Origin of the sequence: Candidatus Poriferisodalis sp. (assembly GCF_965219595.1) — a bacterium.
Lineage (GTDB): Bacteria > Actinomycetota > Acidimicrobiia > Acidimicrobiales > Poriferisodalaceae > Poriferisodalis.
The window spans coordinates 2,648,181-2,672,783 of the sequence record NZ_OZ244781.1 but is presented as its reverse complement, the minus strand read 5'-3'; the positions used below and the strand labels follow the sequence as shown (position 1 = coordinate 2,672,783).

The window sequence follows — 24,603 nt, the reverse complement described above, 5'->3', positions numbered from 1 at the left end:
TTCAGCCCTTCTGCGATGCCCGCAGGGCGCGGGACAGGTCCGAGATGATGTCGCCCGGGTGCTCCAGACCCACCGACAGCCGCACCAGGTCTTCGCCGACGCCGGCGGCAACCAGGTCCTCAGCGCTCATCTGCTGATGGGTGGTGCTGGCGGGATGGATCACGAGCGTCTTGGCGTCGCCCACGTTGGCCAGATGCGACGCCAGCCGCACCGCCTCGATGAACCGCCGTCCGGCCTCGCGGCCGCCTTCGACGCCGAAGCTCAGGATCGCGCCGGCGCCTCGCGGCAGCAGCTGCTTGGCCAGTTCGTGGTCGGGATGCGACGGCACCGACGGGTGGCTCACCCAGCTCACGGCGTCGTGGGAGGTGAGAAACTCGATCACCGCTTCGGTGTTGGCGACATGACGATCCATGCGCAGCGGGAGGGTCTCGACGCCCTGCAGCAAATGGAACGCCACCGCTGGGCTCATGGCGGCGCCGAAGTCGCGCAGGCCCTCGGCTCGGGCCCGCATCGACAGCGCTTGCGGCCCGTACTCGTCGGTGAAGGCAATGCCGTGGTAGCCCGCATACGGCTCGCTGAGCGTCGGGAACTTGCCCGAAGCGGCCCAGTCGAAACGCCCGCCGTCCACCACGACCCCGCCGATCGCGACGCCGTGACCGCCGAGGAACTTGGTGGCGCTGTGCATCACGATGTCTGCACCCAGCTCGATGGGCCGCATCAGGTGCGGAGTGGTGAACGTGGCATCGAGCATCAGCGGCAGGTCGGCCTCGTGGGCGACTGCGGCCACGGCCGGCACGTCGAGCACCTCGATGTTGGGGTTGCCCAGCGTCTCGGCGAACAGCACCTTGGTGTTGGGCTGGATGGCATTGCGCCACGCATCGAGATCGCGGGGGTCGACGAACGTCGTGGTGATGCCGAAGCGGGGCAGCGTGAGGCTCAGGATGTTGTGGGTGCCGCCGTAGATGTTGCGGCTGGCCACGATGTGGTCGCCCGCTGAGGCGATTGTGGCGCACGCCAGGTGGAACGCCGCCATGCCGCTCGCCGTGCAGACCGCGCCGACGCCGCCCTCGAGCGCGGCGATCCGCTCCTCGAGCACGGCAACGGTGGGATTGGAGATGCGGCTGTAGATGTGGCCGGGGATCTCGAGGTTGAACAGGCTGGCTGCCTGCTCGGTGTCGGTGAAGCTGAACGACGTCGTCTGGTAAATCGGCACGGCTCGCGCCCCGGTGGTCGGGTCGGGCCGCTGGCCGGCGTGCAGCGCCAGCGTGTCGAAGTGCAGGAAATCCGGCTCGACCATGGGTGCCTCCGGGGTCGCTTGCCTGCATTCAAGCACTGCTTTGCTATTACGCGGCTCGAATCGCTTCCCAGACGCGCTGGGGTGTGAGGGGGATGTCGATGTGGGTCACGCCGAGGTGGGCAAGCGCGTCGATCACGGCGTTCTGCACTGCCGGCGGCGCAGCGATGGCCCCGTTCTCACCGATGCCGCGGGTACCGAGCTCGTTGCGCTCGGTCGGCGTGCCGAGCCGAGCAGTGTCGATGGAGGGCACATCGGCTGCGGCAGGGATCAGATAGTCGACGAGCGTGGTGGTGCGGGGAGTGCCGTCGGCGTCCCACTGCCCTGCCTCCATCAGCGCTTGGGAAATGCCGGCAACCGCGCCGCCGTGCTGCTGGCCCTCGACAGATGCCTCCGACAGCATCCGCCCGCAGTCGTCCACCGCGGCGAACGCCAGCAGCTCGACACGGCCTGTCTCCGCATCGACCTCGACGACCGCGGCGTGGGTGCCGTAGGGATGGGTCACCTCGGCGCTGCGCTCGGTGACGGTGGCGCTGATTCCCTCCGGTGCGGCTGCGGCAATGTCGGTCCAGCTCGTCAGCCGGGACGGCACGCCGGCTACGTGCGCACCGTCGGGGGTGAGGCTGATGTCGTCGGGGCTGGCTTCGAGCAGCTCTCCGGCTACTTCGCAGATGCGGGCACGCAGTTCGGTCGCGGCTTCGGCGATCTGGCTGCCCAGCACCGTCGCGGTGCGAGAACCGCCGGTCACCCCGCCGTACGACGATGTCACCGAATCGGCGTCGTTCACCCGCACGGCGCCTTCGGCGATCCCGACCCGGGCGCTGGTGATCTGGGCCCACAGGCTGTGATGACCCTGGCCGTGGCCGTGGCTGCCGCAGGTCACCAGCACGCTCCCGTCCGATCCCAGCTCCAGCGAGGCGTAGTCGGGGTCGTCGCCGCTGCCCGCGCTCTGGCTGTAGCAGCCGTAGCCGATCCCGATCAGTGCCGATCTGCTGCCGGCTGCCCGGCGCTCGGCTGCCAGCACCTGCCAGCGCTCGGCATCGATCAGTTCTTGGGCAGTATCGAGCGCGCGGTGCGGGTCGCCGCTGTCGAGCACAATGCCGGTGCCCGTGTCGAACGGCAGCTCGTCGGCACGCAGCAGGTTCCGGCGGCGGACGTCGGCGGGATCGAGGCCCAGCTCGCGGGCGCCGGCGTCGATGGCCCGCTCGAGCGCAGCGTTCACCTCGGGCTGGCCGGCGCCGCGGTAGGCACCGGTGGGCGGGGCGTTCGTGACCGCGGAGCCGATGCGGTAGCGCAGCCGCGGCACGCGGTACAGGCCGGTGCTCTGGCGGTAGCTGGCCGCAGTGAGCATCGGCGCCATGTGCGGGTACGCACCGGCGTCGCACCACATGACCACGTCGATCCCGACGATGCGGCCGTCGGGCTCGAAACCCATCCGGATGCGGTGCCGCTGGCCCCGCCCGTAGGGCATCGAGACGAACTGCTCCTGGCGGCTCTGCACCCAGCGAATCGGGCGTTCGAGCAGCTGGGCGGCCCGGGCCACCACGAAGAACTCCGGCATGGGGTCGCCCCGGCCGCCGAACCCGCCGCCGACCTGCGGTTCGCGGACGCGCACCGCCGTAACCGGGATGCCCAGCAAACGCCGGTACAGGTACGGCGCGCTGTGCACGCCCTGGCCGGTGCTCCAGATGTCCAGCTCGCAGTCAGGCGAAGCGCCCTGCGCCAGCGGCGTGCCCCGGAGCAGCTCGAAGGGCGTCGCGACGATGGCGCACGGCTCGATCGGCAGCGACGTGATCCGGTCGTTCTCGCAGACCAGCTCCACGACACACTGCGCGCCGTCGCAGGGATCCTCACCGGGTTCGGCAGGAGGTGCAGCTGCGTCGTCAACTTCGGTGGGCGGTGACAGGAAGCCGCCGCCGTCGGGGGGATCCAGCGGCCGCACCACGTTGGTTCCTGCATCGGGGAACAGCAGCACGTCGCCGGCTGCGGCCTGCTCGGCGTCGATGACTGCCGGCAGCTCGTCTGTCTCGACGGCGACCAGCTCGGCGGCGTCGAGCGCGTGGCTGGGCGAGTCGGCCAGCACGACGGCAATCGGCTCACCGACGAACCGGACGCGCTCGGTGGCCAGCAGCGGCCGGGCCATCTGACCGCCGAGCGTGGTGGCCCGGTAGTACTCCAGCGGCTCCAACCCCAGCCCAGCCGCTTCGAAGACGGCGACGACGCCCGGCGCCTGCTCGGCCTCGCGCAGATCGACGCTGCGCAGGTCGCCGTGGGCCACCGTCGAGCGCACGAACGCTGCGTGCAAGCAACCCTCGGGCAACGGCAGATCGGCGGTGAAGGCTGCCGTGCCGCGCAGCATCGGCAGATCCTCGGAGGCAAGTCGCGCCGTCGCCATGGGCTCACCGTAGTGACGCAGATTCCGCTGTTCGAGCCGAGTCGGAACCTTCAGTCGGCCGCCGCAGGCTGCGTGCCGGAGTCCCCGGGCGTGGCGAGCTCGGCGGTGATCTCTGCTCGGTGCTCGTCCAGGTAGGGGGCTCGGCGCATTGTCACGTCGATGCCGCCGACGAGGGAGCCGAGCTGGATCATCGGGCCCCACTCGGTCTCGGGCAGGTCGACGACGTGGCTGTTATCGACGGCGACTGCGGACCCCACGAAGCCGCGCCGCTCGACCGGCAGGTCGCTGGTGCCCTCGGGCGTCGTCTGGCGCCAGACCCACTCGGGACCGTCGGCACCGGGCACCTCGAGGTAGGTGCGCTCGGGGCCGGCGCCCCGGTAGTCCATGCCGCCCATCTCGGCAGGCGGCCGCCCTTCGTACTGCACGAACTCGGCTGCCTGTGCTGCCATGACTGTCTGGGTGAGAGACGTGCGCACCGTCCTTCCGTGGCCGTCGGCCTGCCGCCGGTACAGCGAGCACAGCACGCCGAACGCGGCGATCATCGGCGTGGCGGCGTCGTGCACCGGCACCGTCAGGAACACCGGCTCGTCATCGCCGCCCTGCGCCGCCATGATCCCGCCCAGAGCCTGCAGCAGCGGATCGAAGGCCGGCACGTCCGCCATTGACGAGTCGCGGCCGTAACCGGGGCTCTTCACCAGCACCGCATCGGGGCGGATGCGCCGCAGATCCTCATCGGCGACGCCGAGGCGTGCCGCGACGCCGGGGCGGAAGTTCTCCACGATGACGTCGGCGCCGGCCACGAGCTGCGCCATGACGACGTGATCGGCAGTGTCTTTGAGGTTGAGGCAGATCGAGCGCTTCGATTGGTTCCAGCCGTTGAAATACGGGCCGAGCACGCGGAACGGATCGCCGCCGGGCTGCTCGATCTTGATGACCTCGGCACCGAGCATCGCCAGATGGCGGGTGATGACCGGTCCGGCGATGAACGAGCTGAGGTCGACAGCGTTGACGCCGAGCAACGGTGCGGTACCCGGCACCCAGGGGTCCGATACCGCTTGGGCCGGCCATGCACCGGCTTCCAGCTCGGCTTCGACTGCGGCGGTGTGCTCGCCGAGGCGCGGTGCTGGCTGCAACGCAACCTCGTCGGTGCCGTCGATCCACATCGGCTGGGGCGGGGTGCGCACTGTCCCGAGTTCGGGGTGCTCAACCACAGTGTCGAGCCCGTTGACCTGCGCGAGCGCCGAGCCCACGAACTCGTCGCGGGTCTGGGTCGGCTGGCAGGGCACATCGTGCACTGCGAAGACCTCGAGCCACTCGGCAAGCGTGCGCTGGGCGAACGCCTCTTCGAGGATCGGCGTGATCTCCGCCAGCGGCTCGAGATCGAGCAGGCCCCACGGCGGGTCCGGGAACCGCTCATCGCCCAGCAGGTCTTCGCGGCCGAGGGCTCGCAGCATCGCCACGTAGAAGGGATAGGTGCCGCAGGCCACGAACATCCAGCGGTCGTCGGCGGCCCGGAACAGCCGGTACACGGGAAGCCGGCCGGCCGAGCCGAGCGGGCAGGAGCCGTCGCGGTCGAGGTCGGCCATCTCGGGCACTTCGAAGTCGCCGATCTGCATGGCACCCGAGCCGGACACCTCCGAAACGGTGTAGGTCGGTGCCGACCCGTGGGCTCGCCGTGCGTACAGGCCCGCTGCGGCTGCCATCGCCCCGAGCATTCCGGCCCCGTATGAGGCCAGCGGCACCACCAACTCGACGGGGCCTTCGGAGTAGCTGATCTGGTTCCAGCCGATGCCGGTCACGGCGGCCACCTGCGACGGGGTGCCTGCACGGGTCGCGTACGGTCCCCGGTCGCCCCAGGTCGGGCACGAGATGATCACCGCGCTCGGAGCATGTCTTCGAACGGCCGCAGCGGTGGGACCGTCGGGCACGAACACGACATCGGCGCCAGCGAGCAGTCCACCCAGCGGCGGCGTGGCCATCGACGACGACGCCGGCCGCAGGATGCCGGGCAGAGACGCCGGCGGTCCGTCGACATCGGCCGGGAGCGGGGCTCGTTCCCATTCGACGCCGTCGGGCACCGCCGAGCGCTTGTTGCGGCTGACCGCCTGGAAGCCCGGGTCGGACCGGTACGGGTCGCCGCCGGGCGGCTCCACCTTGACCACTTCCGCGCCCTGATCGGCCAGGAAGCGCGCCGCGTACGGCCCGGCGATGCCTGTGGTCAGCTCCACCACTCGTACGCCGCCAAGGCACCGCACGGGCGCGCCGCTCGCTGCACCAGCGTCGTCCCTGCTCACCGGGTGGACACTACGCGGGTGCAGTCGCAGTAGCCGAATCACGGCCGAAGTCACGACCGCGATGCCCGGCGTCCCTTGCGAACACGCGGCACAGCTCCTCGGTCACGGCGGCCCGAGCGTCGTACGATGGCCCTCGTGACGACGACTACTGACTCCGCCGCCGACCCCTTCACCGAGATCCCGATGCCGCAGGCGCCGACGTTCGACACGATCGAGGCCGAGCGGCAGCACCGTAAGGAGCGCTTGGCGTCGGTGTACCGGGCGTTCTCGCTGTTCGGCTTCGAGGAGGGCGTGGCCGGCCACGTCACGGCGCGCGACCCCGAATGGACCGACCATTTCTGGGTCAACCCGTTCGGCGTGGGCTTCGGTCAGATCAAGGTGTCCGACCTGCTGCTGGTGGATCACGACGGCAACATCGTGGAGGGGCGCTACCCGCTGAACCAGGCGGCCTTCGCCATTCACAGCGAGGTGCACAAGGCCCGACCCGACGTGATTGCTGCGGCGCACACCCATTCGCTGTACGGCAAGACGTGGTCGAGCCTGGGCCGCCTGCTCGACCCGCTCACCCAGGACGCCTGCGCCTTCTACGAAGACCACGCCCTGTTCGACGACTTCACCGGTGTGGTGCTCGACACGTCCGAAGGCAAGCGCATCGGCCAGGCGCTCGGCAGCTGCAAGGCGGTGATCCTGCAGAACCACGGGCTGCTCACCGTCGGCCAGACCGTGGACGAGGCCGCGTGGTGGTTCATCACCATGGAGCGCACCTGCCAGAGCCAGCTGCTGGCTGAGGCCGCCGGCACGCCGATCCCGATCCGCCACGAGTCCGCCAAGCTCACGGCGTCGCAGACGGGCAGCCCGCTGGCCGGCTGGTTCAGCTACCAGCCGATCTACGACAAGGTGCTCGAGCGAGATCCCAGCTTCCTCGACTGAGCGCCTGCGCCCAGCACACCAGCTACCACTCGGCGGCGATGTACTGGGTTTCGCAGAATTCGTAGATGCCTTCGCTGGCGCCCTCGCGACCGAGGCCCGACTGCTTCATGCCACCGAAGGGCGCGGCGGGGTCCGACACGGCGCCACGGTTCAGGCCGATCATGCCGGCCTCGATGCGCTCGCTGACCGCCAGGCCCTTGCCCAGGTCCTGGGTGTAGACGTAGCCGATGAGGCCCATCTCGGTGTCGTTGGCGGCGGCGATCATGGCGTCGGTGTCGGTGAAGCTGGAGACGGGCGCAACCGGCCCGAAGATCTCCTCGCGGGTGATGGGCGCGCCGGGCTCCACCCCGCCGAGCACCGTCGGCTCGTAGAAGAAGCCGGGCCCGTCGATGGCCGCGCCGCCGGTGACAGCGGTGGCGCCCCCGTCGACCGCCGAGCGCACCAGCCGGTCGATGTTCTGCACCGAGGCGGCGTTGATCATCGGGCCGCACGTGACGTCGGGGTCGCTGCCGTTGCCGACCTTCATCGCGCCCATTGCCGTGGCCAGCCGTTCGACGAACTCGTCGTGAACCGGCGCCTCCACGAAGAACCGGTTGGCGGCCGTGCAGGTCTCCGCCGAGTGGCGCATCTTGGCGACCATGGCGCCGGCTGTGGCGGCTTCGAGGTCGGCGTCCGCGAACACGACGAACGGTGCGTTGCCGCCGAGCTCCATCACCACCTTGAGCACCCGGTCGGCGCAGCGCTTCAGCAGGACCCGGCCGATTTCGGTGGAGCCGGTGAACGACAGCATCCGCACTGCCCGGTGATCCACGACGGCGTCGAGCCAGGCGCCCGAGTTGGCCGTAGGCACCAGGTTGACGACGCCTGGGGGCACGCCGGCTTCGCCCAGCAGCTCGGCGACCCGCAGCGAGGTCAGCGGGGCTTCCCGGGGCGGCTTGATGACCACCGTGTTGCCGGCGGCCAGTGCCGGGGCGAGCTTGCGGGTGATCATGGCGGCCGGGAAGTTCCAGGGCGTGATCATGGCCACGACGCCGACGGGCGGGTGGCGGGTGATGATGCGGTTGGCGCCCGAGGGCGCGACGCTGATCGAGCCGTGGATACGCACGGCTTCCTCGGCGTTCCAGCGGAAGAACTCAGCGGCGTAGGCCACCTCGCCGATGGCGTCGGCGCGGGGCTTGCCGTTCTCCAGCGTGATGAGGTCGGCCAGCTCGTCGGAGTGCTCGATCAGGATGCGGTGGGCGTCGCGCAAGATCTCCGAGCGGACGCGGGGCGCAGTGGCTGCCCAGCCGGGCTGCGTTGCGGCAGCCGCGTCGCACGCGGCCACGGCATCGGCTGGCGTTCCCGCCGCGACGCCAGCGGCAACGTCGCCGGTCGCCGGGTCGAGCACGTCGATCAGCTCGCCGCCTGCGGCGCCGTGCCAGCGTCCTCCAATGAGCATCTGCGTTTGCATCGCGCCAGCATCGCAAATCAGCCAGCCGCTGCGCGCCATCGCAACCGGACCGCAACGCGACGACCATTCACGCTTCGGTACTGCCGTGGGGTTGCCGTTCAGCCGATGGGTCGCTCGCAGTGCCGCAACAGCCCGCGCTGCTGCGAGTCCGGCCGCTCAGTCGCCGTAGTGCAGCAGGCTCTTTTCGCCGGCACGCATCTCTTCGACGGCACGCTGAGCGTCGCCGATCGCGCTTTCGAGCTGGGCGATGACGGCGTCGCGGTCGGAGGTGAACTCCAGCTCGTCGATCAGTTGGGTCAGGCGATCCTTGCTCCGCCATGCCGCGAACTTCGCCCACTCGGTCCACAGCGTCTCCGGGTCGTCGATGCCGATCAGGTCGGACGTGCGGCTCTGCTCGTCGACGGCGACGCCGGTCGCCACGTAGCCGTTCACCATCGAGATGCGCTCGCACATCTCGTCGAGCGGGCCGGCGCGGTGCACCACCATGTCGCCATGTAGCGCGATGGCATAGCCGGGGCCGGGAAACCGGGGAGCGACCGTCCGCTCGGGCGGGACTTGCTGACCGGCCTCAGCCAGCTCGGCGGCTTCATGCTTGGTGCCCCCGAACCACTCGAAACGCCCACCGGCAACCTGGGCGGGGTCGGTCACCGCCAGCACGTAGTCGAGCGGCAGCGTGTCGTGATGCCACTTGTCGATGCCGACATCGATCTGGGACGGCTCGTAGTTGATGTGGCCGAGGTGCACCGGCATCGGGTGCGGGGCGATCTCGATGCCGTAGATCGCTTCGAGATGTGCTGTCACCTCTGGGCTGAGGCACAGGTCCCGCAGCCAGCGTGAGCGGTAGCAGCCGCCGCGCACGGTGCGCTCGATGCGCTCCCCCGCCGGGCGGGTGAAACAGCGCAGCCGCCTGGCGGTCGCCAGCATGATCGCCGAGCCCTCGTCGCTCAGCATCCGGAACGGCGACGACAGTGCCACCGGCGTGGCCTTCGTGGCAATCTCGGCGGCGTCGTAACCGAGGTCGGCCAGCATCAGCACCTCAGCCGGTTCCTCAAGCTGCAGGTGCCGCTCGGCATCGAACGCCGGCTCCCCTTCCAGCCACTCGTACCCCCGCGGCTGCGTAGCCGGAAACGGAACTGCTTCGCCCATCAGCGCCTGCCCTGCGAGTTGATCTTGGCGGCAACGGCGGCCAAGTGTTCGTCATCAGCCCGACTGGCTGTGATCTCGGTGGTCACGTAGCCGGGATACGCCTCAAAGTACTGCTCACCACGAGCCGTCGTCCCCGACTCGGGACTCGGCTGCACTCCGACCGTCCGATGCAGCGGGATGACCTTGGCGTGCAGGTGATCGATCATCATTCCCTCGAACACGATCGCGCAGCGATCCACGTCCTCGTACGCAGCAGCGATCTTGACGGCAACCCGGCGCGCAGCCTCAAACAGGCCCGCAGCAACATGGCCGTCTACTCGTGCGATGTCGCTAGGAAGACACTCCTTCGTCATCACCACGCTGAACGCCTCGGTATTCGGAAAGATGTCCAAGAAACCAAGATGGCGTTCGTCCTCATGGACGAGATGGCAAGGTTCGGCCCCTGAGGCGATCCGACAGAATACGCATCCATCCACGACCGGCATTCTGCCCCGTTGGTTGGTCCGGTTGGCCTGGTCCCCTGTTGTCGGACCTGGATTGTGGGAGCCGGGCGGCATGCGCTGCACGCTTCGCCGACCGCAGCCGGCCAGCGACACCTCGAGCCGCAGCAACACGCTCTCGTGCCAACAAAACAACTTCGGCGCTTGGACAGCACCGTGCTAGTAGTTGCCGGATGTCGCGAATCGGATGCTCACGTTCATGACATCGCAGAGGTCCTCACTGATTCTCTTTCTGGACGATTCGGGCCACCCGGCACCGAGCCACTCCTCCGGCGCCATCGTCATCGGCGGCTGCGCGGTGGCCTCCGAGGCTGTTCCGGTCCTCAGCCGAAGAATCACTGGCGCCAAGGGCCGGCTATTCCCCAGCCGGGGCCACCCTGCCAGCTGGGAGATCAAGGCCACCGACACGATTCGGCCCAACCCACAGCGAATCCGGCGCAACAGGGAACTCGTCCAAGAGATCCTGAAGATCATCGGCGGCTTGAAGTGCACCGCGTACACGGCGAGCATCGACAAGTCCAGAATGCTCCACCACATGTCACTCAAGACGACGATGCCCTTGCTCATGCAAGCGCTGGTCGAGCACTTCGCGGTCGAGTGCCGCTCCGCCGCAGCCACCGGGATCATCGTTATGGATCGCTCGAGCCACAGTTTGGACACGCACGCAAGCCACAGTGTTGCCAGCTACACGTCCACGAAGAAGCTGCCCATGCACCCAACGGTGTATTACGCAGACTCGGCCACGTCGCCAGCCATTCAGGTGGCCGACATCATCACCGGAGTCCGTCGCCGCGCCATCGAGGGAGATTCGGCGATGCAGGATCTCGACAACGATCTCGCCGGACTCCGACCGACGTCGCTAGGAAGGCGTCGTACACATGGCGGTCGCCTTTGGAGGAATCGGATCGTCGTGCTGTGACCGCGCTGCATCCCGCGACGCAGAGAGCGTGATAGTTTGACGCTCGCCTGACGGATGCGATTAGTAGGCCTGAGCTGAACGCAATCGTGCGCCCCAGGCTTCAGGACCCCGGATCTCACGGGGTCCTTTTTTTGTGCACCGGTTGGCCACTTCCGGCGTCGGCAGTCGCGACAGCTGTGAACACGCCGACTTGGCAGTGACCCGTTGGTTGGTCCGGTTGGCCTGTCCCCGGTCGGCCACACTGGCCCGTATGGGCAGATTCCGTGACGAAGTCATGACCGTAGAGGTCGACTTGGGCGAGCAATCCGAGGTGTTGAACGAGCTGATCGAAGAGGCCCAAGCGGGCGGCGATTGGAATGCCGTCGCCGACTGGTGCGAGTCGATCGATTGGCTGGGTCTCCTACCGGGCCCCCGGCACGAGGTGTGGCTTGACCTCGCGGTGCGCGCCGAGCGCATCATCGAGAAGCCCACCGAGGTCAGCCGGAACCAGATCGCCGAAGCAGTCCGCTGGGCGCGAGACGAAGGCACCGCCTGGGAGCGCATCGACGAACTGCTCGGAACCTCGGCCACTGACGCAGAACAGCAGTTCGGCAACGACTGCAGATTCCGCTGAGGCCAATGGCCCGAATCGGTCCACAGTGCGAGAACTCGGGCTTAACTCGCGCCCGATCCAGAGAATCAGTTGGAGCGCCGAGTGCTGCCGACCGCTCGGATTGCCTGCGTCAGGACGGCCACGCCGAACCCGAGCGCACAGACAGCTAGGACCGCCGCCTGCTTGCCGCAGCCGGCCTGGGCCTTCGGGCCGGCTGGCCCTTGGCGGTGCTGGCCACCGCGAGCTGCACGGCGGTGCGGGCGCTCGGCCACTGGCTTGCCATCGAAACCTGAGATTCGCTCTATAAGCTGGTCCTCGGCCGGCCAGGACTTGTCGAGGAGCGCCTGCAGGACACCGCTCAGGTAGTCGTGCTCGAGACCGTCAGCGACGGTCATTAATTCGCCGTTCTCGGCAAGACCGGCGGTCGTGAGGTTGGCCGAACCTACGAGATAGGCATGCGGCACCCCGCGCTCATCACATGCGGCCCACACCTTGAGATGGGCCTCGGAGCGGCCTGCCGCGTTGCGCGCGGTGCGGTACCAGCTGCGGACCTCCACATCGCTTCTTTGGACGAATGCCAGGGCCGTACGGCGATCGGCGTCGGTCGCATGCTGGAAGTTCCGGCCTTGCAGATCGCCGATCAGCAAGGTCACCGGACGCTGAGGTGTGCGTCCGGCCAACCACGCAACGCCCGAGACACTGGCCGAGCCGACGCACACAACGAGCCGCCCCGTGGCGTGCGAACGCAAGAAGCGCTCAACCCGATCACCCGCGCCGACTCCGAATTCCATGCGGCACTGGAGGCTAACCGTGACACCCTCTCCCTCGCCGGAAGGACTTTGCAGCGTTCCGTCTCGACAATGAATCTGAGATGATCATCGGGGCCGACTACAGCGGCAGGAACCTCGAAATCGCCCTTGGGTACTCTGAGGATGACGAAGCCGAGGCGATCTTTCACGCCATGCCCGCAACAGAGCAGTACCTCAGGAGAGCGCTATGAAGCTCACTCGCGGGCAGATCGCCGAGAGGTCAGAGGAGCTGGCGGACTACGCCGAGTCGTTCGACCCAGACCGAGCCCAGCAGATGCCGGTCGCCGAGTACCGCCTCTGGCGCATGGTGCGCAATCGCTCCACCGACGAGGCTCTGATGCTCGACGCCATAGCTGAAGCTCGTGGCGATGGTATTTCGATTGACCGAATCGCCAAGATTGTCGGCGTTTCTGCCGACGCCGCAAGGAATCCCTGCAATGAGGCTGCCGACCGGGGGCGATCCCGCGAATCGAAGTCCACAAGCCGCAGCCTTGGGATCTAGAGACGAGCTTGCGGCTGGGCCGTCGATGGCTATGCGGTCGCTATGGATGCGTGCAATGAGTCCACCCGGTTGACGATCGCCCGGAGATCGACGCGCATTTCGTCGATGCGCCGGTCGATGCCGTCAATGCGCTTGTCCAGCCCCTCGAACCGGTGGTCAACTCCATCGAAGCGCGCGTCCACGGACTCGAAACGGTGGTCGATTGCGTCGAATCGGGCATCCACGGACTCGAAACGGTGGTCGATCGCATCGAATCGGGCATCCACGGACTCGAAACGGTGGTCGACCGCGTCGAAACGGGCATCAACCCGGTCGTTCTGGTCATCGAACCGGAAGTTGACGAGATCGACGACCCCATCGATGCGGTCCGTGACTCCCCCGAAGCCCCACTTGATCACGGCCCACACGCCACCGGCGAACGCGATGGCGATCGGAACGAACACCGTCAGCGTCGGCCCCACGTTCGACCACTCCATGCCCTGACCATACGCGGAACCGTGCGCGCCGCAAACTCATTTCCTGTTCCGGCGAACTCACCAACACCGTCGCCAGTTCCGTCGCAGTAGCGTGCGGCTCCATGGCGAGCAGCGCGGGTGACATCGGGGGGACGCTGGCGGTCACGGGCGATCCTGAGGCCGATCAGCTCGTGCGGGACGACCCGTTTGCACTGCTGCTGGGGATGATGCTCGACCAGCAGATCCCGATGGAATGGGCCTTCAAGGGCCCGATCCGGCTGGCCGAACGGCTGGGCGACCGCTTCTCGCCGGCCGCCATCGCCGAGATGGATCCCGACGAGCTCGAAGCCGCCTTCAAGACCAAGCCGGCCTTGCACCGCTTCCCCGGATCGATGGCGAAGCGCTGCGGCGAGCTGTCACGCCACATCGTCGAGCACTACGACGGCGATGCCGGCGCCGTCTGGGCCGACGTTCGCAGCGGCAAGGCGCTGTATGACCGGCTCCGGGCACTGCCCGGGTATGGCGACGAGAAGGCCAAGATCTTCGTGGCGATCCTGGCAAAGCGCTTCGGCGTAGCACCCCGCGGCTGGAAGGCTGTGGCCGGCCCGTTCGCCGACCGTCAGCCGCGTTCAGTGGCCGACATCGACGGCCCTGATGCGCTCGCCGAGGTCCGCATCTGGAAGAAGAACCAGAAGGCCGCCGGCAAGTCCAAGCAGGATTGAGCGGCTGGACCGACCGGACACTCAGCCAGCCAGCTCCGCGCCCAGACGTTCGGCGGCCAGTTCGCGCAGGTCGGTCTTGAGCACCTTGTTCGACGGGTTCAGCGGCAGCGCCTCGACATTCCAGAAGTACCGGGGCACCTTGTAGTTGGCCATCTGCTCGCGGCACCAGGCCCGCAACGCATCGGCTTCAGGAGCGCCAGCCGGCGACGGCACCACGAATGCGGCGCCGACCTCTCCCAGCCGCTCGTCGGGCACGCCGATGACCGCCACTTGACCGATCAGCGGATGCTCGGACATCACGTTCTCCACCTCGGCGGGATACACGTTGAAGCCGCCGTTGATGTACATGTCCTTCTTGCGGTCGGTGATGTCGATGTAGCCGAGCTCGTTCATCACGCAGATGTCGCCGGTGTGCAGCCAGCCATCGGAGTCGATGGTCTTGGCGGTCTGCTCGGGATCGTCGAGGTAGCCCGTGGTGACGCAGTAGCCGCGCACCAGCAGCTCCCCCGGCTCGCCAGCAGGCACGTCGCGACCGTCGTCATCGACCACACGCAGCTCGATGCCTGCCAGCGCCTTCCCGCTCGTGGAGGCCACCAGCTCCGGCGGGTCGCCTGCCGAGCAGATCGTGGCCAGACCGTGCGTCTCGGTCATGCCGAACGCCGTGATGACCGTCTCGAAACCGAGCCGTTCGCGCATCGCCACCACCGTCTCCACGGGGATCGCCGCCGCTCCGGTGATCGCCGAGCGCAGGCTGGAAGTGTCGTACCGGTCAAGTCCGGCGAAGTTGACCATCGACTGGAAGATCGCAGGCGGGCCCGGCAGCACAGTCACCCGTTCGGACTGAATCCGCTCCAGCACGGCCTCAACCTCGAACACGGGGTGGGGCAGGATCGTGGCCCCCTTCACGATGCACGGTGTGATCGAGCCGCAGAATCCGAATGCGTGAAAGAACGGGTTGATCACCAGCATGCGATCGCCCAGCCTCATGCCCAGTTCGTCGGCGTACTGGCTGAAGCTGCGGATGATCGACGCCGGTCGGATCATGACCCCCTTGGGCAGCCCGGTCGTACCCGAGGTGAACATCACCAGGCCGAGGTCGTCGCCCGTGGCGGCGGCTGCGCGCTTCGCAGCTTCTGCGAAGCCGTCGGGAGTGGCTGTGGCCACGAACTCGTCGAACGAGGTGGTGCCCGGCGGCGTGTCGCCGCGCAGGATCACCGTGCGTTCGAGCGAATCAATGGTGTGACCGTCCTCGGCGGCGGCCTCGAGGTCGGCCACGTAGTCGTACCCGAGGAAGCCGACCACGGTGAAGAGCAGCTTGACCCTCGCACGCGACAGCACATATGCGGCCTCGCGGCCCCGGAAGCGGGTGTTGACCGGCACGATGACGCCGCCGGCTCGCAGCGTGCCCATGGCCGCGACCACCCACTCCCACGCGTTCGGCGCCCACAACCCCACGGCATCGCCGGGTTGGAGACCATTCTCCACTAGCGCTGCCGCGCACGCCTCGGAGCGCTCCGCCAGTTCTGCGAAGGTCATCGACATGTCGCCGTCGCGGATTGCCTCGGAGTCGCCAAACAGTCGGGCCGCCCTCTCGACGAGAGCGGGATAGTTGTCGGGAACGGCAACCGGCGTCGCAGTAGACATGGCCGACAGTCTTGCGGGCGCAGCGCCGAGTCGTCATCTGGCTGCGCCCGCGGGCGAGACTGCCGTAGTGGAGGCGTTGGCATGACGGCACACGGCGGCTACGGCACCGCGATTGCGACGCAGGGAACGCGGCACGAGGGCGACGGCACGGTGAGTGCAGCGCGATGAGGGCAGCCGGATGATCGTCTGCTGCGGCGAGGCGCTGGTCGACGTGCTCGACGGAGATGAATCGCGTGCGGTGCCCGGCGGAGGGCCAATGAACGCCGCCATCGCCGCTGCGCGTTTGGGAGCACCGAGCGCATTCGTGGGACGTGTGTCCACCGATGAGGCCGGCCAGCTCATCTGGCGCCACCTGCAGCGCAGCGGCGTCGACCTGCGGGCGTGCGAGCGAGGCGCAGAGCCCACAGCGAAGGCGATCATCAGCTTGACGCCGCACCCGTCGTTCCGTTTCGAAGGAGACGACACAGCCGACACGGCCTTGGCAGCGGCCGACCTCACCGCCCTCGGCCACGGGCCTCACATCCTGCACGGCGGCACGCTCGGCATGTTCCGCGGGCGCACCGCCGACGTGCTGGCTTCGCTTGCCGAGCGTCACGACGGCCTCGTCTCGCTCGACCCCAATGTCCGACCCGCGATCGTCGAGGATCGCCACCGGTGGGATCGTTTTCACAAGCGCTGGCTGAGTGTCTGCGACCTCTTCCGGGCCTCCGATGAGGACTTGGCGTGGATCTGGCCCGGGCGTGCCGCCGACGACTGCGCCGCAGAACTGCTTGCCGGCCGGGTCACGACCGTGATCGTCACCCGCGGTGCACGGGACGTCACCGTGTACACAGCCGAAGGCCAGCTCGATGTGACTGCCCCGCCGGTCGACGTCGCGGACACGGTGGGGGCGGGCGATGCGTTCGTGGGGTCGGTGCTGGTGTCGCTGTGGAACCGGCTCGGCGCCGACCGGGCGGCATTGACGGCGCTCACGCTCCACGAGTGGCGCGCCATCGCCACCCGGGCGGCAACGGCTGCAGCTCTCACCTGCACCCGTCCAGGCGCCGATCCGCCCAATGTCCCAGAGCTGGAGACTGCACTCGCTGAGCTCAGCTGACCTGCGCGAGCGCCTCGCTGTGAATGAAGTGGAAATAGCCGTCGGGATCGTCGGCCCATGCTCGCCAGCCGGCGGCGATCTGTTCCATCTCGTCTGATGTGGCGTAGCCGTATTCGACGGCTTGGCGGGCGAAGCTGGTGTGCAGGCAGCGATCCGCCCACGAGTAGCCCCAGTTGCGGCGCGTCTCGGGAGTCCAGAACTGCCACACCGACGCCGACATCTGCACATCGGGCAGCCCGGCAGCACGAAACCACGCATACATGTGGCGGCCGGCATCGGGTTCGGCGCCGTTGTGGCGGCAGACCTGCCGGTACACCTCTCGCCAGCGGGTGATCTCGGTGCTCGAGGGGTAGCCCCGCATGGTCGAGTAGTCGGAGTCGCGCACGGCCACCCAGCCACCGGCGCGCACCACCCGGGCCATCTCCGAGATCGCCGCCACGGGGTCGGACAGGTGCTGGAGGACCTGATGCGCGTAGGCCACGTCGAACGTGCCGTCGTCATAGGGCAGCTCGTACACCGATTCGTTGGCCAGCGTCACGTTGTCGACGCCGGCTTCGGCAACTGTGGCTGCGGCTGTGGCCAGGATCTCGTCGGTGACTTCGATGCCGGTGACGTGACCTCGTTCCGCCCAGCGGGCGAGGCCGACGGTGATCGACGCCGGTCCGCAGCCGACATCGAGGATCCGGGCGCCGGGCTCGATCACGTGCCGGGCGAACGCCGCACAGTCCTCAGCGGTACGCCGCGCGTGCTGTGCCACCACCGCAGGCTGATGGCCGTGGGTGTACACGTCGCCGTCGGTCACGGCGGCAGCGTAGGGCACAGTGCCGCCGGTCACGGCGGCAGCGCAACCGCCCAAGAGCTGAACCGAGTGGCGCAGCGGCCCGTCGCTAGCCTCGCCGCCCATGGCCGGATCGATCCTGGGCAACGAAGTCCGACGCAGCGAAGACCCCGAGCTGCTCACCGCCGGCGGGCGCTACGTGTACGACCACTCGGCGGCCGGCATGTGCCACGCGGTGTTCGTCCGCTCCCCCGTTGCCCATGCACGCATCGGGGGCATCGACACCGGCGAGGCACAGCAGGCACCGGGCGTGATCGAGGTGCTCACCGCAGCGGAGCTCGGCGTGGCGCCGCACCATGGCTTCGTCGCTGTGGCCGACGAGTTCGCCCGTCCCCCGCTGGCGGTCGGCAAGGTGCGCTTCGTGGGCGAGGCGGTCACCGTCGTGGTGGCCGAAACCCTGGTGCAAGCAGTCGATGCCGCCGAGCTGGTTGCCGTCGACTACGAACCGCTGCCCGCAGCGCCCGATGCCGAGGCGGCGCTGGCCCCTGGCGCTCCGGCTCTCTTCGACGAGCGGCCCAACAACGTGGCCACAGAGATCACCGACCCGCCCGGCACCGATCCGCTCGACGGCGCCGATCACATCGTGCGGGGCCGCTACGTGAACCAGAAGATCGCGGCGGTGCCGCTCGAGCCGAATTCGTGCGCCGCTGTGCCCGGCGACGACGGCCGGATGACCGTGTATTGCGCCACCCAGATGCCGCACCTCACGAAGATGCAGCTCGCCGGCGCACTCGGCTGGGACGCCGGGCGGCTGCGCGTCATCGCCCCGCACGTCGGCGGCGGCTTCGGCGCCAAGGCCGGCCTGTATCACGAGCACACCGTGGTGGCGGCGTTGGCCGATCGGCTGGGTCGACCGGTCACCTGGACGCCGGGACGCAGCGAGGACATGACCACGCTGGCGCACAGCCGCGCGCAAGTGCAGTACGTCGAGCTCGGCGTGCGGCACGACGGCACGTTCACCGGGCTGCGCGTGCGCCTGGTGGGCGACACCGGCGCCTACCCCAACATCGGAACGATGCTGCCGGCAGGCACCAAGCGCATGTCCAACGGCACGTATGCCTTTCCGTCCATCCGGTTCGACGTGGCCACGGCAGTCACCAACACGACGCCCACCGGCGCATACCGGGGTGCTGGGCGACCCGAGGCAGCTGCCCTGCTCGAACGGCTGGTCGATCAGGCCGCCATCGAGACCGGCATCGATCCCATCGAGATCCGGCTGCGCAACTTCATCTCGCCCGACGCCTTCCCCTTCGACACGCTCACCGGCGTCACCTATGACAGCGGCGATTACGCCCTGCCCCTGCGGCGTGCCGTCGAGCTCGCCGGCTACGACGATCTGCGGGCCGAACAGCGCGCCCGGCGCGAGCGCGGCGACGTGCGCCAGCTCGGCATCGGCATCGCCAGCTTCGTCGAGATCACTGCCGGCGGTCTGACCAGCGAGTTCGCGGCGGTGCGCATCGAACCCGACGGCGGCGCCACCATCCGCGTCGGCACCAGCTCACACGGGCAGGGCCATCACACGACATTCGCCCAGATCGTGTCGGCCCGCACCGGCATCGATGTGGAGCACATCGGCTTCATCCAGTCCGACACCGCTCTCGTGCCCCGCGGCGGCGGCACCGGCGGCTCCCGCTCGGTTCAGGTCGGCGGCTCGGCCGTCGCCAACGCCACCGACGTGCTCATCGATCGAGCCCAGCGGTTAGCGGCGCACCTGCTCGAAGCCAGCGTCGACGACATCGTGCTCGACGCTGCGGTGGGCACGTTCAGCGTGGCCGGCGTGCCGGCTCGATCCGTCGACTGGGCACAGCTGGCCACGGCGGTCGACGATGCACCGGACGGGCTGCTCGGTGACCCGACCGAAGCCGAGAGCACTGCGGCCGAACGGGGCGAGCCCATCGACCCGGGGCTCGCAGCGCAGCTCGACTTCGACCAGGGCGAGGCCAGCTTCCCGTTCGGCGCGCACATCGCGGTGGTGGAGGTCGACACCGACACGGGCGAAATCCACTACCTGCGCCACATCGCGGTCGACGACGCCGGCACGGTGATCAACCCGCTGCTGCTTGCCGGCCAGCAGCACGGCGGCATCGCCCAGGGCGCTGCGCAGACGCTGTACGAGGAAGTGGTGTTCGACGCCGACGGCAACCCGCAGACCGGCACGCTGATGACCTACCTGTTCCCGTCGGCGGCCGAGTTCCCCAGCTTCGAGGTGCACAGCACCCAGACGCCCTCGCCGCTCAACCCGCTGGGAGCGAAGGGCATCGGCGAGGCCAGCACGATCGGGTCGACACCGGCGCTGCAGAATGCCGTCATCGATGCCGTGGCACATCTCGGCGTCCGGCATATCGACATGCCGATGAGCCCCCAGCGCGTGTGGGAGGCAATCGAGGCGGCCAGAGCCGGCAGCCCGATGGATTCGTGGCAGGAGCCACCCGAGATCTTTGCCGCCATGGCGGCCGGTCAGGAAGTCGACCCGGAAGGGCTTGCGGCGGCCGAAGGCATCTGAGCAGGCCGGTCAGCCGGGCGGGCTGTGAGACAATTTGCGATGCCTGACGTCTTCATCACCTGTGCTGTGACCGGTGCTGGTGACACTGTCGACAAGTCCGACAAGGTGCCATACACGCCTGCCGACATCGCCCAGAACGTGATCGACGCCGCCGAGGCAGGCGCTGCGATCTGCCATGTGCACGTGCGCGACCCGATCACCGGCGACGCAGGCCGCGACGTCGACTGTTACCGCGAAGTGGTGGAGCGCGTGCGGGCATCGAGCACCGATGTGGTGCTGAACCTCACAGCCGGCATGGGCGGCGACTTCGTGATCGGGTCAGTGGAGCAACCGCTGCCGCCTGACCCGGTGCGATCCGACATGGCAGGCGCCACCGAGCGTCTCGCCCACGTTCGCGAGCTGCTGCCGGAGATCTGCACGCTCGACTGCGGCACGATGAACTTCGGCGAAGGCAACTACGTGGCCACCAACACCCACGACACGCTCATGGAGATGGCCCGCCAGATCACCGCACTCGGCGTGCGCCCTGAGATCGAGGCCTTCGACACCGGCCAGCTGTGGGAGGCCAGATCGCTGGTGGAAGCCGGGGTGATCGAAGCACCGGTGATGGTGCAGCTGTGCATGGGCATCCGCTGGGGTGCGCCGCCGGACCTGAACACGTTCATGGCGATGGTCAACAACGTGCCCGACGACTGGACGTTCTCGGCGTTCGCACTGGGACGCGACCAGCTTCCGTATGTGGCCCTGGCAGCGGTGGCGGGCGGCAACGCCCGGGTCGGGCTCGAGGACAACCTGTACCTCGAACGCGGGCGGCTGGCGACGAACGCCGATCTGACTGCCCGGGCGAAGCAGATCCTTGAGGCCATGAACTACCGGGTCATCGGCCCCGAAGAAGTCCGCGACAAGCTCGAGCTGAAGAGGCGCTGAGGGACGGGCCGCCGCGCACGGGGCGCGTCGGCGGGGTTATTCCTCGATCAACACCGCGTATTCGGGGCAGTTCGCCGCAGCCAGCCGAGCCTTGTCTTCCAAGCCTGCGGGTACCTCGCCGTCGCCAGCCGCGGTGGCGTAGCCGTAATCGTCCACATCGAACAGTTCCGGCGCCAGCGAGTAGCAGCGGTTGTGGCCCTGGCACTTGTCGGCATCCACACTGATCCGCACGAGCAATCCTTCCTGCAGGCCGCTGGGGCCAAACATTGGCGGGGCGCGGCGGTGCCCCTGTGGGCCAGAAGCTAGCGCGCCAGTGCGTCGCGCCCGGCGTGCGAAGCGACACCCAATTCCGGCAGCGAGCCAGTCTGCGCCGTAGCCTTGCGATGTCTGCGCCCGCATACGCCAAGGGGATGCCATGTCCGACGCCAACACCCGACTTGCCGCGCTTCGAGCCAAGCGCTCTGGCGACCAAGCCGCTCCGGTGGCGACCAACGGCGCCGAGGAGGACCCGACGAAGGTCTGGCACAAGACCGCTTGCGTGCTGTGCTCCAACAACTGCGGCATCGAGGTACGGCTCGACGGTCGCAAGATCACGCGAGTGCGTGGCGACAAGGAGCACCCCGCCTCGAAGGGCTACACCTGCGAGAAGGCCCTGCGGATCGACTACTACCAGAACGGGCGCGACCGCCTCTCCACCCCGCTGCGCCGCAAGGACGACGGCACCTTCGAAGAGGTGTCGTGGGATGTGGCGATCGCCGAGGTCGCCGAGCGTCTGACCGGCATCCGAGACGCGGTCGGCGGCGACAAGATCCTGTACTACGGCGGCGGCGGGCAGGGCAACCACTTCCCCGGCGCGTATGCCCGCGGCGTGCTGCAGACGCTGGGCGTCAAGTACCGCTCGAATGCGCTCGCCCAGGAGAAGACCGGCATGTTCTGGGCGCAGGGCAAGATGTTCGGCAGGCAGAACCTGGGCGCCATGGGCGATTTCGAGCACACCGACTGCGCGGTGTTCATCGGCAAGAACCCTTGGCAGAGCCACGGTTTCCCCGAGTCGCGCAACGAGCTCAACAAGATCCGCAACGACGACGAGCGCAAGCTCGTGGTGATGGATCCGCGGGTGTCCGAGACGGCGGCGATGGCCGATCATCACCTGCGTGTTCGCCCCGGCACCGATGCGTGGGCCTTGGCGGCGCTGCTGGCGATCATGGTCGAGGAGGGGCTGACCGACGAGCAATTCCTCGCGGAGCAGTGCACCGGCTGGGATGAGCTGCGCGACCTGATCTCGGGCGCCGACATCGCCGACTGCGCTCGCAAGTGCGGCATCGACGAGGCTGAGCTGCGTGCGGCGGCGCGCACGATGGGCACGGCGAAGTCGCTGTCCACCGAGGAGGACCTCGGCATCGAGATGGCGCCCCACTCCACGCTGAACAGCTGGCTGCAGCGGCTGCTCTACTTGGTGACCGGCAACTTCGCCAAGCCGGGGGGCATGAACCTGCCGTTGCGCCTCGCTCCGATCTGCGGTCACTCTGGCGAGGGCGAGACCGACCCCGTCACCGGCAACGCCATGCTGTCGGGCCTCGTCGCCTGCGCCGCGATTCCCGACTGCATCGACACCGATCACCCGAACCGTTTCCGGGGAATGATCGTGGAGTCGGCGAACCCGCTGCACACGCTGCCGGACTCGAAGCGGTTCCGTGAGGCCTTCGCCAAGCTGGAATGCCTGGTGGTGATCGACGTCGCCATGACCGAGACGGCTCGCGCTGCCGACTACGTGCTGCCGGCCTGCTCGCAGTACGAGAAGCCTGAGGCCACGTTCTTCGCTGGGGAGATGCCAGCGAACTACTTCCAGGTACGCCACCCGATCCTCGAGCCACTGGGCGAGTCGCTGCCCGAGGCCGAGATCCACAGCCGGCTGGTGGCCGCGATGGGCGGACGTCCCGCGGGCACCGACGGGCTGGCCGATGCGGCGCAGCAGGGTCGTGATGCCTTCATCGAGGCGCTCGGGCAGGCGTCGACCTCCGATCCCGATGTGGGGGCCAAGCTGCCGGTCGTTCTGTACGACTCGCTCGGGCCGACGCTGGGCAACATGGCGCCGGCGGCGATCATGTTCGGCTCTGCGATGCAGGCTTCGATGCGCTACCCCGACGAGGTGCGGGCTGCGGGCGTCGAGGGTGAGGGGCTGGAGCTGGCCAGCAACCTGTTCGACAAGCTCGTCGACTCGCCGTCAGGAATGATCTACAGCGTCAGCGAGTACTCCCAGACGTGGGACCGCATCGCGCACCCCGACGGCAAGATCCACCTGTACATCGAGGAGCTCGAGGACGAGTTTCGGTTGCTGGCCGACGAGGAACCGGCCATCGGCCAGGATCGCTTCCCGTTCGTGCTCTCAGCGGGCGAGCGCCGCTCGTCCAACGCCAACGACGTGATCCGTGATCCCGAGTGGCGCAAGAAGGACAAGGCCGGCTCGCTGCGGATCAATCCCGACGACGCCACCACGCTCGGCGTGGTGGACGGCGACCGGGTGCGCATCGTTTCCAAGCGGGGCGAGGCCGAAGCACCTGCGGAGGTCACCGACACGGTCATGGCCGGCCACGTGACACTCCCCCACGGGTTCGGCACCGAGTATCCCGACGAAGACGGCGAGCACAAGATCCACGGCGTGGCCGTCAACGAGCTCACCGACATCGAAGACCGCGACTGGCTGTCACTCACCCCGCACCACAAGCACGTCCGGGTAGCCCTAGAACCTGTCGCCGGCTGAACCACCCAAGGGCAGCTCAACCGTCGGGCTAATCCGACGACACGATCTGAGCACTCGCCGCGCTGAGGGCCGCGTGGTGTTCGCGGACTTGGGCGGGGCGGTGGGCTCGTACGTAGTCGGGTTCTTGGGAGAGCGCCAGGTCGAGCAGTTCGAGGCGGTCGGGTGTCTGCAGCCAGGGCACTGGCACGTACAGCGGCAGGTCGAAGCGGCGAAGTTCGCCGAGGCCGCCGTAGATGGCTCGCTGGTAGGCCGCTCGTTCGGGCCAGTCCATGTCGTGCGGGCCGAAGCCGACACCGCAGTCCAGCAGCAGCTGCTGCGTCACGCCTGCCTCGCGCAGGCGCTCGATGCGTGAGGCGAACCACTCGACCATGACCGTCACCGGGTCACCGCGCACATCGCGGACGCTGCGGAAATCGCGTCCCAGCATGAAGGGGAGCACCACGGTGACCTCGCGTTCCGCGGCGAGCTCGATCATCTCGGGCGACTGCAAAGCGTCGCCCGCATTCAGCACTGTTGCGCCGGCATCGAGGGCTCGGCGGGCTACGCCGGGTTTGCGAGTGTCGATCGCCACCTCTGCGCCCAGCGACAGCAGCCCGCGCAGCGGCCCTTCGACTCGGTGCCACTCGTCGTCGGCACTCACCTCGTCGCTGCCGGGCGTGGAGCCTTCGCCGCCGAGATCGAAGTGGTCGGCGCCTTCGGCCAGCAGCTCGGCTCCCCGGGCCGCCGCTTCGGCGCAGCCTTGGACCACCGAGAAATCGGCCTTCGAGTCTGGAGAGGCATTGACCACGCCGAAGATCTCCACGGCCGCAACCTAGTCAGGGCGCCG

Annotated in this window: 21 protein-coding genes; 9 read left to right on the top strand and 12 right to left on the bottom strand. The window is 68.4% G+C overall.

The annotated features are described in order from the left end of the window. Position 1: 1 nt before the first annotated feature. The 3 genes from ACOQPE_RS11860 to ACOQPE_RS11850 are packed head-to-tail and all read right to left on the bottom strand — an operon-like array spanning position 2 to position 5,983. Positions 2-1,297 carry an O-acetylhomoserine aminocarboxypropyltransferase gene (locus ACOQPE_RS11860; protein ID WP_420609114.1) on the bottom strand — a complete coding sequence of 432 codons (1,296 nt, stop codon included), beginning with the start codon at positions 1,295-1,297 and terminating at the stop codon, positions 2-4. A 46-nt stretch (positions 1,298-1,343) separates the two neighbouring features. Next, positions 1,344-3,689: a xanthine dehydrogenase family protein molybdopterin-binding subunit gene (locus tag ACOQPE_RS11855; protein WP_420609113.1), complete on the bottom strand. Its 2,346-nt coding sequence runs from the start codon at positions 3,687-3,689 to the stop codon at positions 1,344-1,346. Between the two features lie 50 nt (positions 3,690-3,739). Beyond that, on the bottom strand, positions 3,740-5,983 hold the full coding sequence (locus ACOQPE_RS11850) for a CoA transferase (protein ID WP_420609112.1): 2,244 nt from the start codon (positions 5,981-5,983) through the stop codon (positions 3,740-3,742). 135 nt (positions 5,984-6,118) lie between these two features. On the opposite strand from ACOQPE_RS11850, the gene ACOQPE_RS11845 reads away from it, so the two are divergent. Next, on the top strand, positions 6,119-6,913 hold the full coding sequence (locus ACOQPE_RS11845) for a class II aldolase/adducin family protein (RefSeq protein WP_420609111.1): 795 nt from the start codon (positions 6,119-6,121) through the stop codon (positions 6,911-6,913). Positions 6,914-6,935: 22 nt separating this feature from the next. On the opposite strand, the gene ACOQPE_RS11840 is transcribed toward ACOQPE_RS11845, so the two are convergent. The 3 genes from ACOQPE_RS11840 to ACOQPE_RS11830 all read right to left on the bottom strand — a co-directional run bounded on the left by ACOQPE_RS11840 (position 6,936) and on the right by ACOQPE_RS11830 (position 9,994). Beyond that, positions 6,936-8,351, bottom strand: a complete 1,416-nt coding sequence (locus tag ACOQPE_RS11840; RefSeq protein WP_420609110.1) for an NAD-dependent succinate-semialdehyde dehydrogenase — start codon at positions 8,349-8,351, stop codon at positions 6,936-6,938. Positions 8,352-8,519: 168 nt separating this feature from the next. Next, complete coding sequence (locus tag ACOQPE_RS11835) at positions 8,520-9,509, bottom strand: hypothetical protein (protein WP_420609109.1); 990 nt, start codon at positions 9,507-9,509, stop codon at positions 8,520-8,522. After that, positions 9,509-9,994: an HIT family protein gene (locus tag ACOQPE_RS11830; RefSeq protein ID WP_420609108.1), complete on the bottom strand. Its 486-nt coding sequence runs from the start codon at positions 9,992-9,994 to the stop codon at positions 9,509-9,511. The genes ACOQPE_RS11835 and ACOQPE_RS11830 overlap by 1 nt, the downstream gene beginning before the upstream one ends. A gap of 214 nt (positions 9,995-10,208) precedes the next feature. On the opposite strand from ACOQPE_RS11830, the gene ACOQPE_RS11825 reads away from it, so the two are divergent. Together ACOQPE_RS11825 and ACOQPE_RS11820 are read left to right on the top strand one after the other, a co-directional pair. After that, positions 10,209-10,928: a DUF3800 domain-containing protein gene (locus tag ACOQPE_RS11825; protein ID WP_420609107.1), complete on the top strand. Its 720-nt coding sequence runs from the start codon at positions 10,209-10,211 to the stop codon at positions 10,926-10,928. Positions 10,929-11,178: 250 nt separating this feature from the next. Further along, positions 11,179-11,541, top strand: a complete 363-nt coding sequence (locus ACOQPE_RS11820; RefSeq protein WP_420609106.1) for a hypothetical protein — start codon at positions 11,179-11,181, stop codon at positions 11,539-11,541. Positions 11,542-11,606: 65 nt separating this feature from the next. On the opposite strand, the gene ACOQPE_RS11815 is transcribed toward ACOQPE_RS11820, so the two are convergent. Next, on the bottom strand, positions 11,607-12,311 hold the full coding sequence (locus tag ACOQPE_RS11815) for a hypothetical protein (protein WP_420609105.1): 705 nt from the start codon (positions 12,309-12,311) through the stop codon (positions 11,607-11,609). 205 nt (positions 12,312-12,516) lie between these two features. Between ACOQPE_RS11815 and ACOQPE_RS11810 the strand changes: the two genes are divergently transcribed. Then, on the top strand, positions 12,517-12,831 hold the full coding sequence (locus tag ACOQPE_RS11810; protein WP_420609104.1) for a hypothetical protein: 315 nt from the start codon (positions 12,517-12,519) through the stop codon (positions 12,829-12,831). Between the two features lie 29 nt (positions 12,832-12,860). Here ACOQPE_RS11810 and ACOQPE_RS11805 read toward each other — a convergent pair whose 3' ends face one another. Further along, positions 12,861-13,307, bottom strand: coding sequence for a hypothetical protein (locus ACOQPE_RS11805; RefSeq protein WP_420609103.1), 447 nt, complete (start codon positions 13,305-13,307; stop codon positions 12,861-12,863). 101 nt (positions 13,308-13,408) lie between these two features. Here ACOQPE_RS11805 and ACOQPE_RS11800 point away from each other — a divergent pair, with 101 nt between their 5' ends. Further along, positions 13,409-14,008 carry an HhH-GPD-type base excision DNA repair protein gene (locus tag ACOQPE_RS11800; protein WP_420609102.1) on the top strand — a complete coding sequence of 200 codons (600 nt, stop codon included), beginning with the start codon at positions 13,409-13,411 and terminating at the stop codon, positions 14,006-14,008. Between the two features lie 21 nt (positions 14,009-14,029). Here ACOQPE_RS11800 and ACOQPE_RS11795 read toward each other — a convergent pair whose 3' ends face one another. Then, entirely contained in the window at positions 14,030-15,652 is a 1,623-nt protein-coding gene (locus ACOQPE_RS11795) for an AMP-binding protein (RefSeq protein ID WP_420609101.1), read from the bottom strand. A gap of 154 nt (positions 15,653-15,806) precedes the next feature. Here ACOQPE_RS11795 and ACOQPE_RS11790 point away from each other — a divergent pair, with 154 nt between their 5' ends. Continuing rightward, complete coding sequence (locus ACOQPE_RS11790; protein WP_420609100.1) at positions 15,807-16,748, top strand: PfkB family carbohydrate kinase; 942 nt, start codon at positions 15,807-15,809, stop codon at positions 16,746-16,748. Here ACOQPE_RS11790 and ACOQPE_RS11785 read toward each other — a convergent pair. Continuing rightward, positions 16,741-17,652: a methyltransferase domain-containing protein gene (locus ACOQPE_RS11785; RefSeq protein ID WP_420609099.1), complete on the bottom strand. Its 912-nt coding sequence runs from the start codon at positions 17,650-17,652 to the stop codon at positions 16,741-16,743. The genes ACOQPE_RS11790 and ACOQPE_RS11785 overlap by 8 nt on opposite strands. Between ACOQPE_RS11785 and ACOQPE_RS11780 the strand changes: the two genes are divergently transcribed. Together ACOQPE_RS11780 and ACOQPE_RS11775 are read left to right on the top strand one after the other, a co-directional pair. After that, the gene (locus ACOQPE_RS11780) at positions 17,651-20,089 is read left to right on the top strand and encodes a xanthine dehydrogenase family protein molybdopterin-binding subunit (RefSeq protein ID WP_420609098.1); all 2,439 of its coding nucleotides are present in this window, start codon (positions 17,651-17,653) and stop codon (positions 20,087-20,089) included. The genes ACOQPE_RS11785 and ACOQPE_RS11780 overlap by 2 nt on opposite strands. A gap of 39 nt (positions 20,090-20,128) precedes the next feature. After that, positions 20,129-21,016 carry a 3-keto-5-aminohexanoate cleavage protein gene (locus tag ACOQPE_RS11775; RefSeq protein WP_420609097.1) on the top strand — a complete coding sequence of 296 codons (888 nt, stop codon included), beginning with the start codon at positions 20,129-20,131 and terminating at the stop codon, positions 21,014-21,016. Between the two features lie 36 nt (positions 21,017-21,052). Here ACOQPE_RS11775 and ACOQPE_RS11770 read toward each other — a convergent pair whose 3' ends face one another. Next, on the bottom strand, positions 21,053-21,247 hold the full coding sequence (locus ACOQPE_RS11770) for a ferredoxin (RefSeq protein ID WP_420609096.1): 195 nt from the start codon (positions 21,245-21,247) through the stop codon (positions 21,053-21,055). Positions 21,248-21,431: 184 nt separating this feature from the next. Here ACOQPE_RS11770 and ACOQPE_RS11765 point away from each other — a divergent pair, with 184 nt between their 5' ends. Beyond that, entirely contained in the window at positions 21,432-23,777 is a 2,346-nt protein-coding gene (locus ACOQPE_RS11765; RefSeq protein WP_420609095.1) for a molybdopterin-dependent oxidoreductase, read from the top strand. Between the two features lie 28 nt (positions 23,778-23,805). Here the strand turns inward: ACOQPE_RS11765 and ACOQPE_RS11760 are convergent, their stop codons facing one another. Then, positions 23,806-24,579, bottom strand: coding sequence for a dihydropteroate synthase (locus ACOQPE_RS11760; protein ID WP_420609094.1), 774 nt, complete (start codon positions 24,577-24,579; stop codon positions 23,806-23,808). Positions 24,580-24,603: the final 24 nt, after the last annotated feature.

Excerpts from the sequence above, each read along its gene's own strand:
- ACOQPE_RS11860 (WP_420609114.1), bottom strand. The coding sequence starts at position 1,297 with ATGGTCGAGCCGGATTTCCTGCACTTCGACACGCTGGCGCTGCACGCC.
- ACOQPE_RS11855 (WP_420609113.1), bottom strand. The coding sequence starts at position 3,689 with ATGGCGACGGCGCGACTTGCCTCCGAGGATCTGCCGATGCTGCGCGGC.
- ACOQPE_RS11840 (WP_420609110.1), bottom strand. The coding sequence starts at position 8,351 with ATGCTCATTGGAGGACGCTGGCACGGCGCCGCAGGCGGCGAGCTGATC.
- ACOQPE_RS11835 (WP_420609109.1), bottom strand. The coding sequence starts at position 9,509 with ATGGGCGAAGCAGTTCCGTTTCCGGCTACGCAGCCGCGGGGGTACGAG.
- ACOQPE_RS11830 (WP_420609108.1), bottom strand. The coding sequence starts at position 9,994 with ATGCCGGTCGTGGATGGATGCGTATTCTGTCGGATCGCCTCAGGGGCC.
- ACOQPE_RS11825 (WP_420609107.1), top strand. The coding sequence starts at position 10,209 with ATGACATCGCAGAGGTCCTCACTGATTCTCTTTCTGGACGATTCGGGC.
- ACOQPE_RS11820 (WP_420609106.1), top strand. The coding sequence starts at position 11,179 with ATGGGCAGATTCCGTGACGAAGTCATGACCGTAGAGGTCGACTTGGGC.
- ACOQPE_RS11815 (WP_420609105.1), bottom strand. The coding sequence starts at position 12,311 with ATGGAATTCGGAGTCGGCGCGGGTGATCGGGTTGAGCGCTTCTTGCGT.
- ACOQPE_RS11810 (WP_420609104.1), top strand. The coding sequence starts at position 12,517 with ATGAAGCTCACTCGCGGGCAGATCGCCGAGAGGTCAGAGGAGCTGGCG.
- ACOQPE_RS11805 (WP_420609103.1), bottom strand. The coding sequence starts at position 13,307 with ATGGAGTGGTCGAACGTGGGGCCGACGCTGACGGTGTTCGTTCCGATC.
- ACOQPE_RS11800 (WP_420609102.1), top strand. The coding sequence starts at position 13,409 with ATGGCGAGCAGCGCGGGTGACATCGGGGGGACGCTGGCGGTCACGGGC.
- ACOQPE_RS11795 (WP_420609101.1), bottom strand. The coding sequence starts at position 15,652 with ATGTCTACTGCGACGCCGGTTGCCGTTCCCGACAACTATCCCGCTCTC.
- ACOQPE_RS11780 (WP_420609098.1), top strand. The coding sequence starts at position 17,651 with ATGGCCGGATCGATCCTGGGCAACGAAGTCCGACGCAGCGAAGACCCC.
- ACOQPE_RS11785 (WP_420609099.1), bottom strand. The coding sequence starts at position 17,652 with ATGGGCGGCGAGGCTAGCGACGGGCCGCTGCGCCACTCGGTTCAGCTC.
- ACOQPE_RS11775 (WP_420609097.1), top strand. The coding sequence starts at position 20,129 with ATGCCTGACGTCTTCATCACCTGTGCTGTGACCGGTGCTGGTGACACT.
- ACOQPE_RS11765 (WP_420609095.1), top strand. The coding sequence starts at position 21,432 with ATGTCCGACGCCAACACCCGACTTGCCGCGCTTCGAGCCAAGCGCTCT.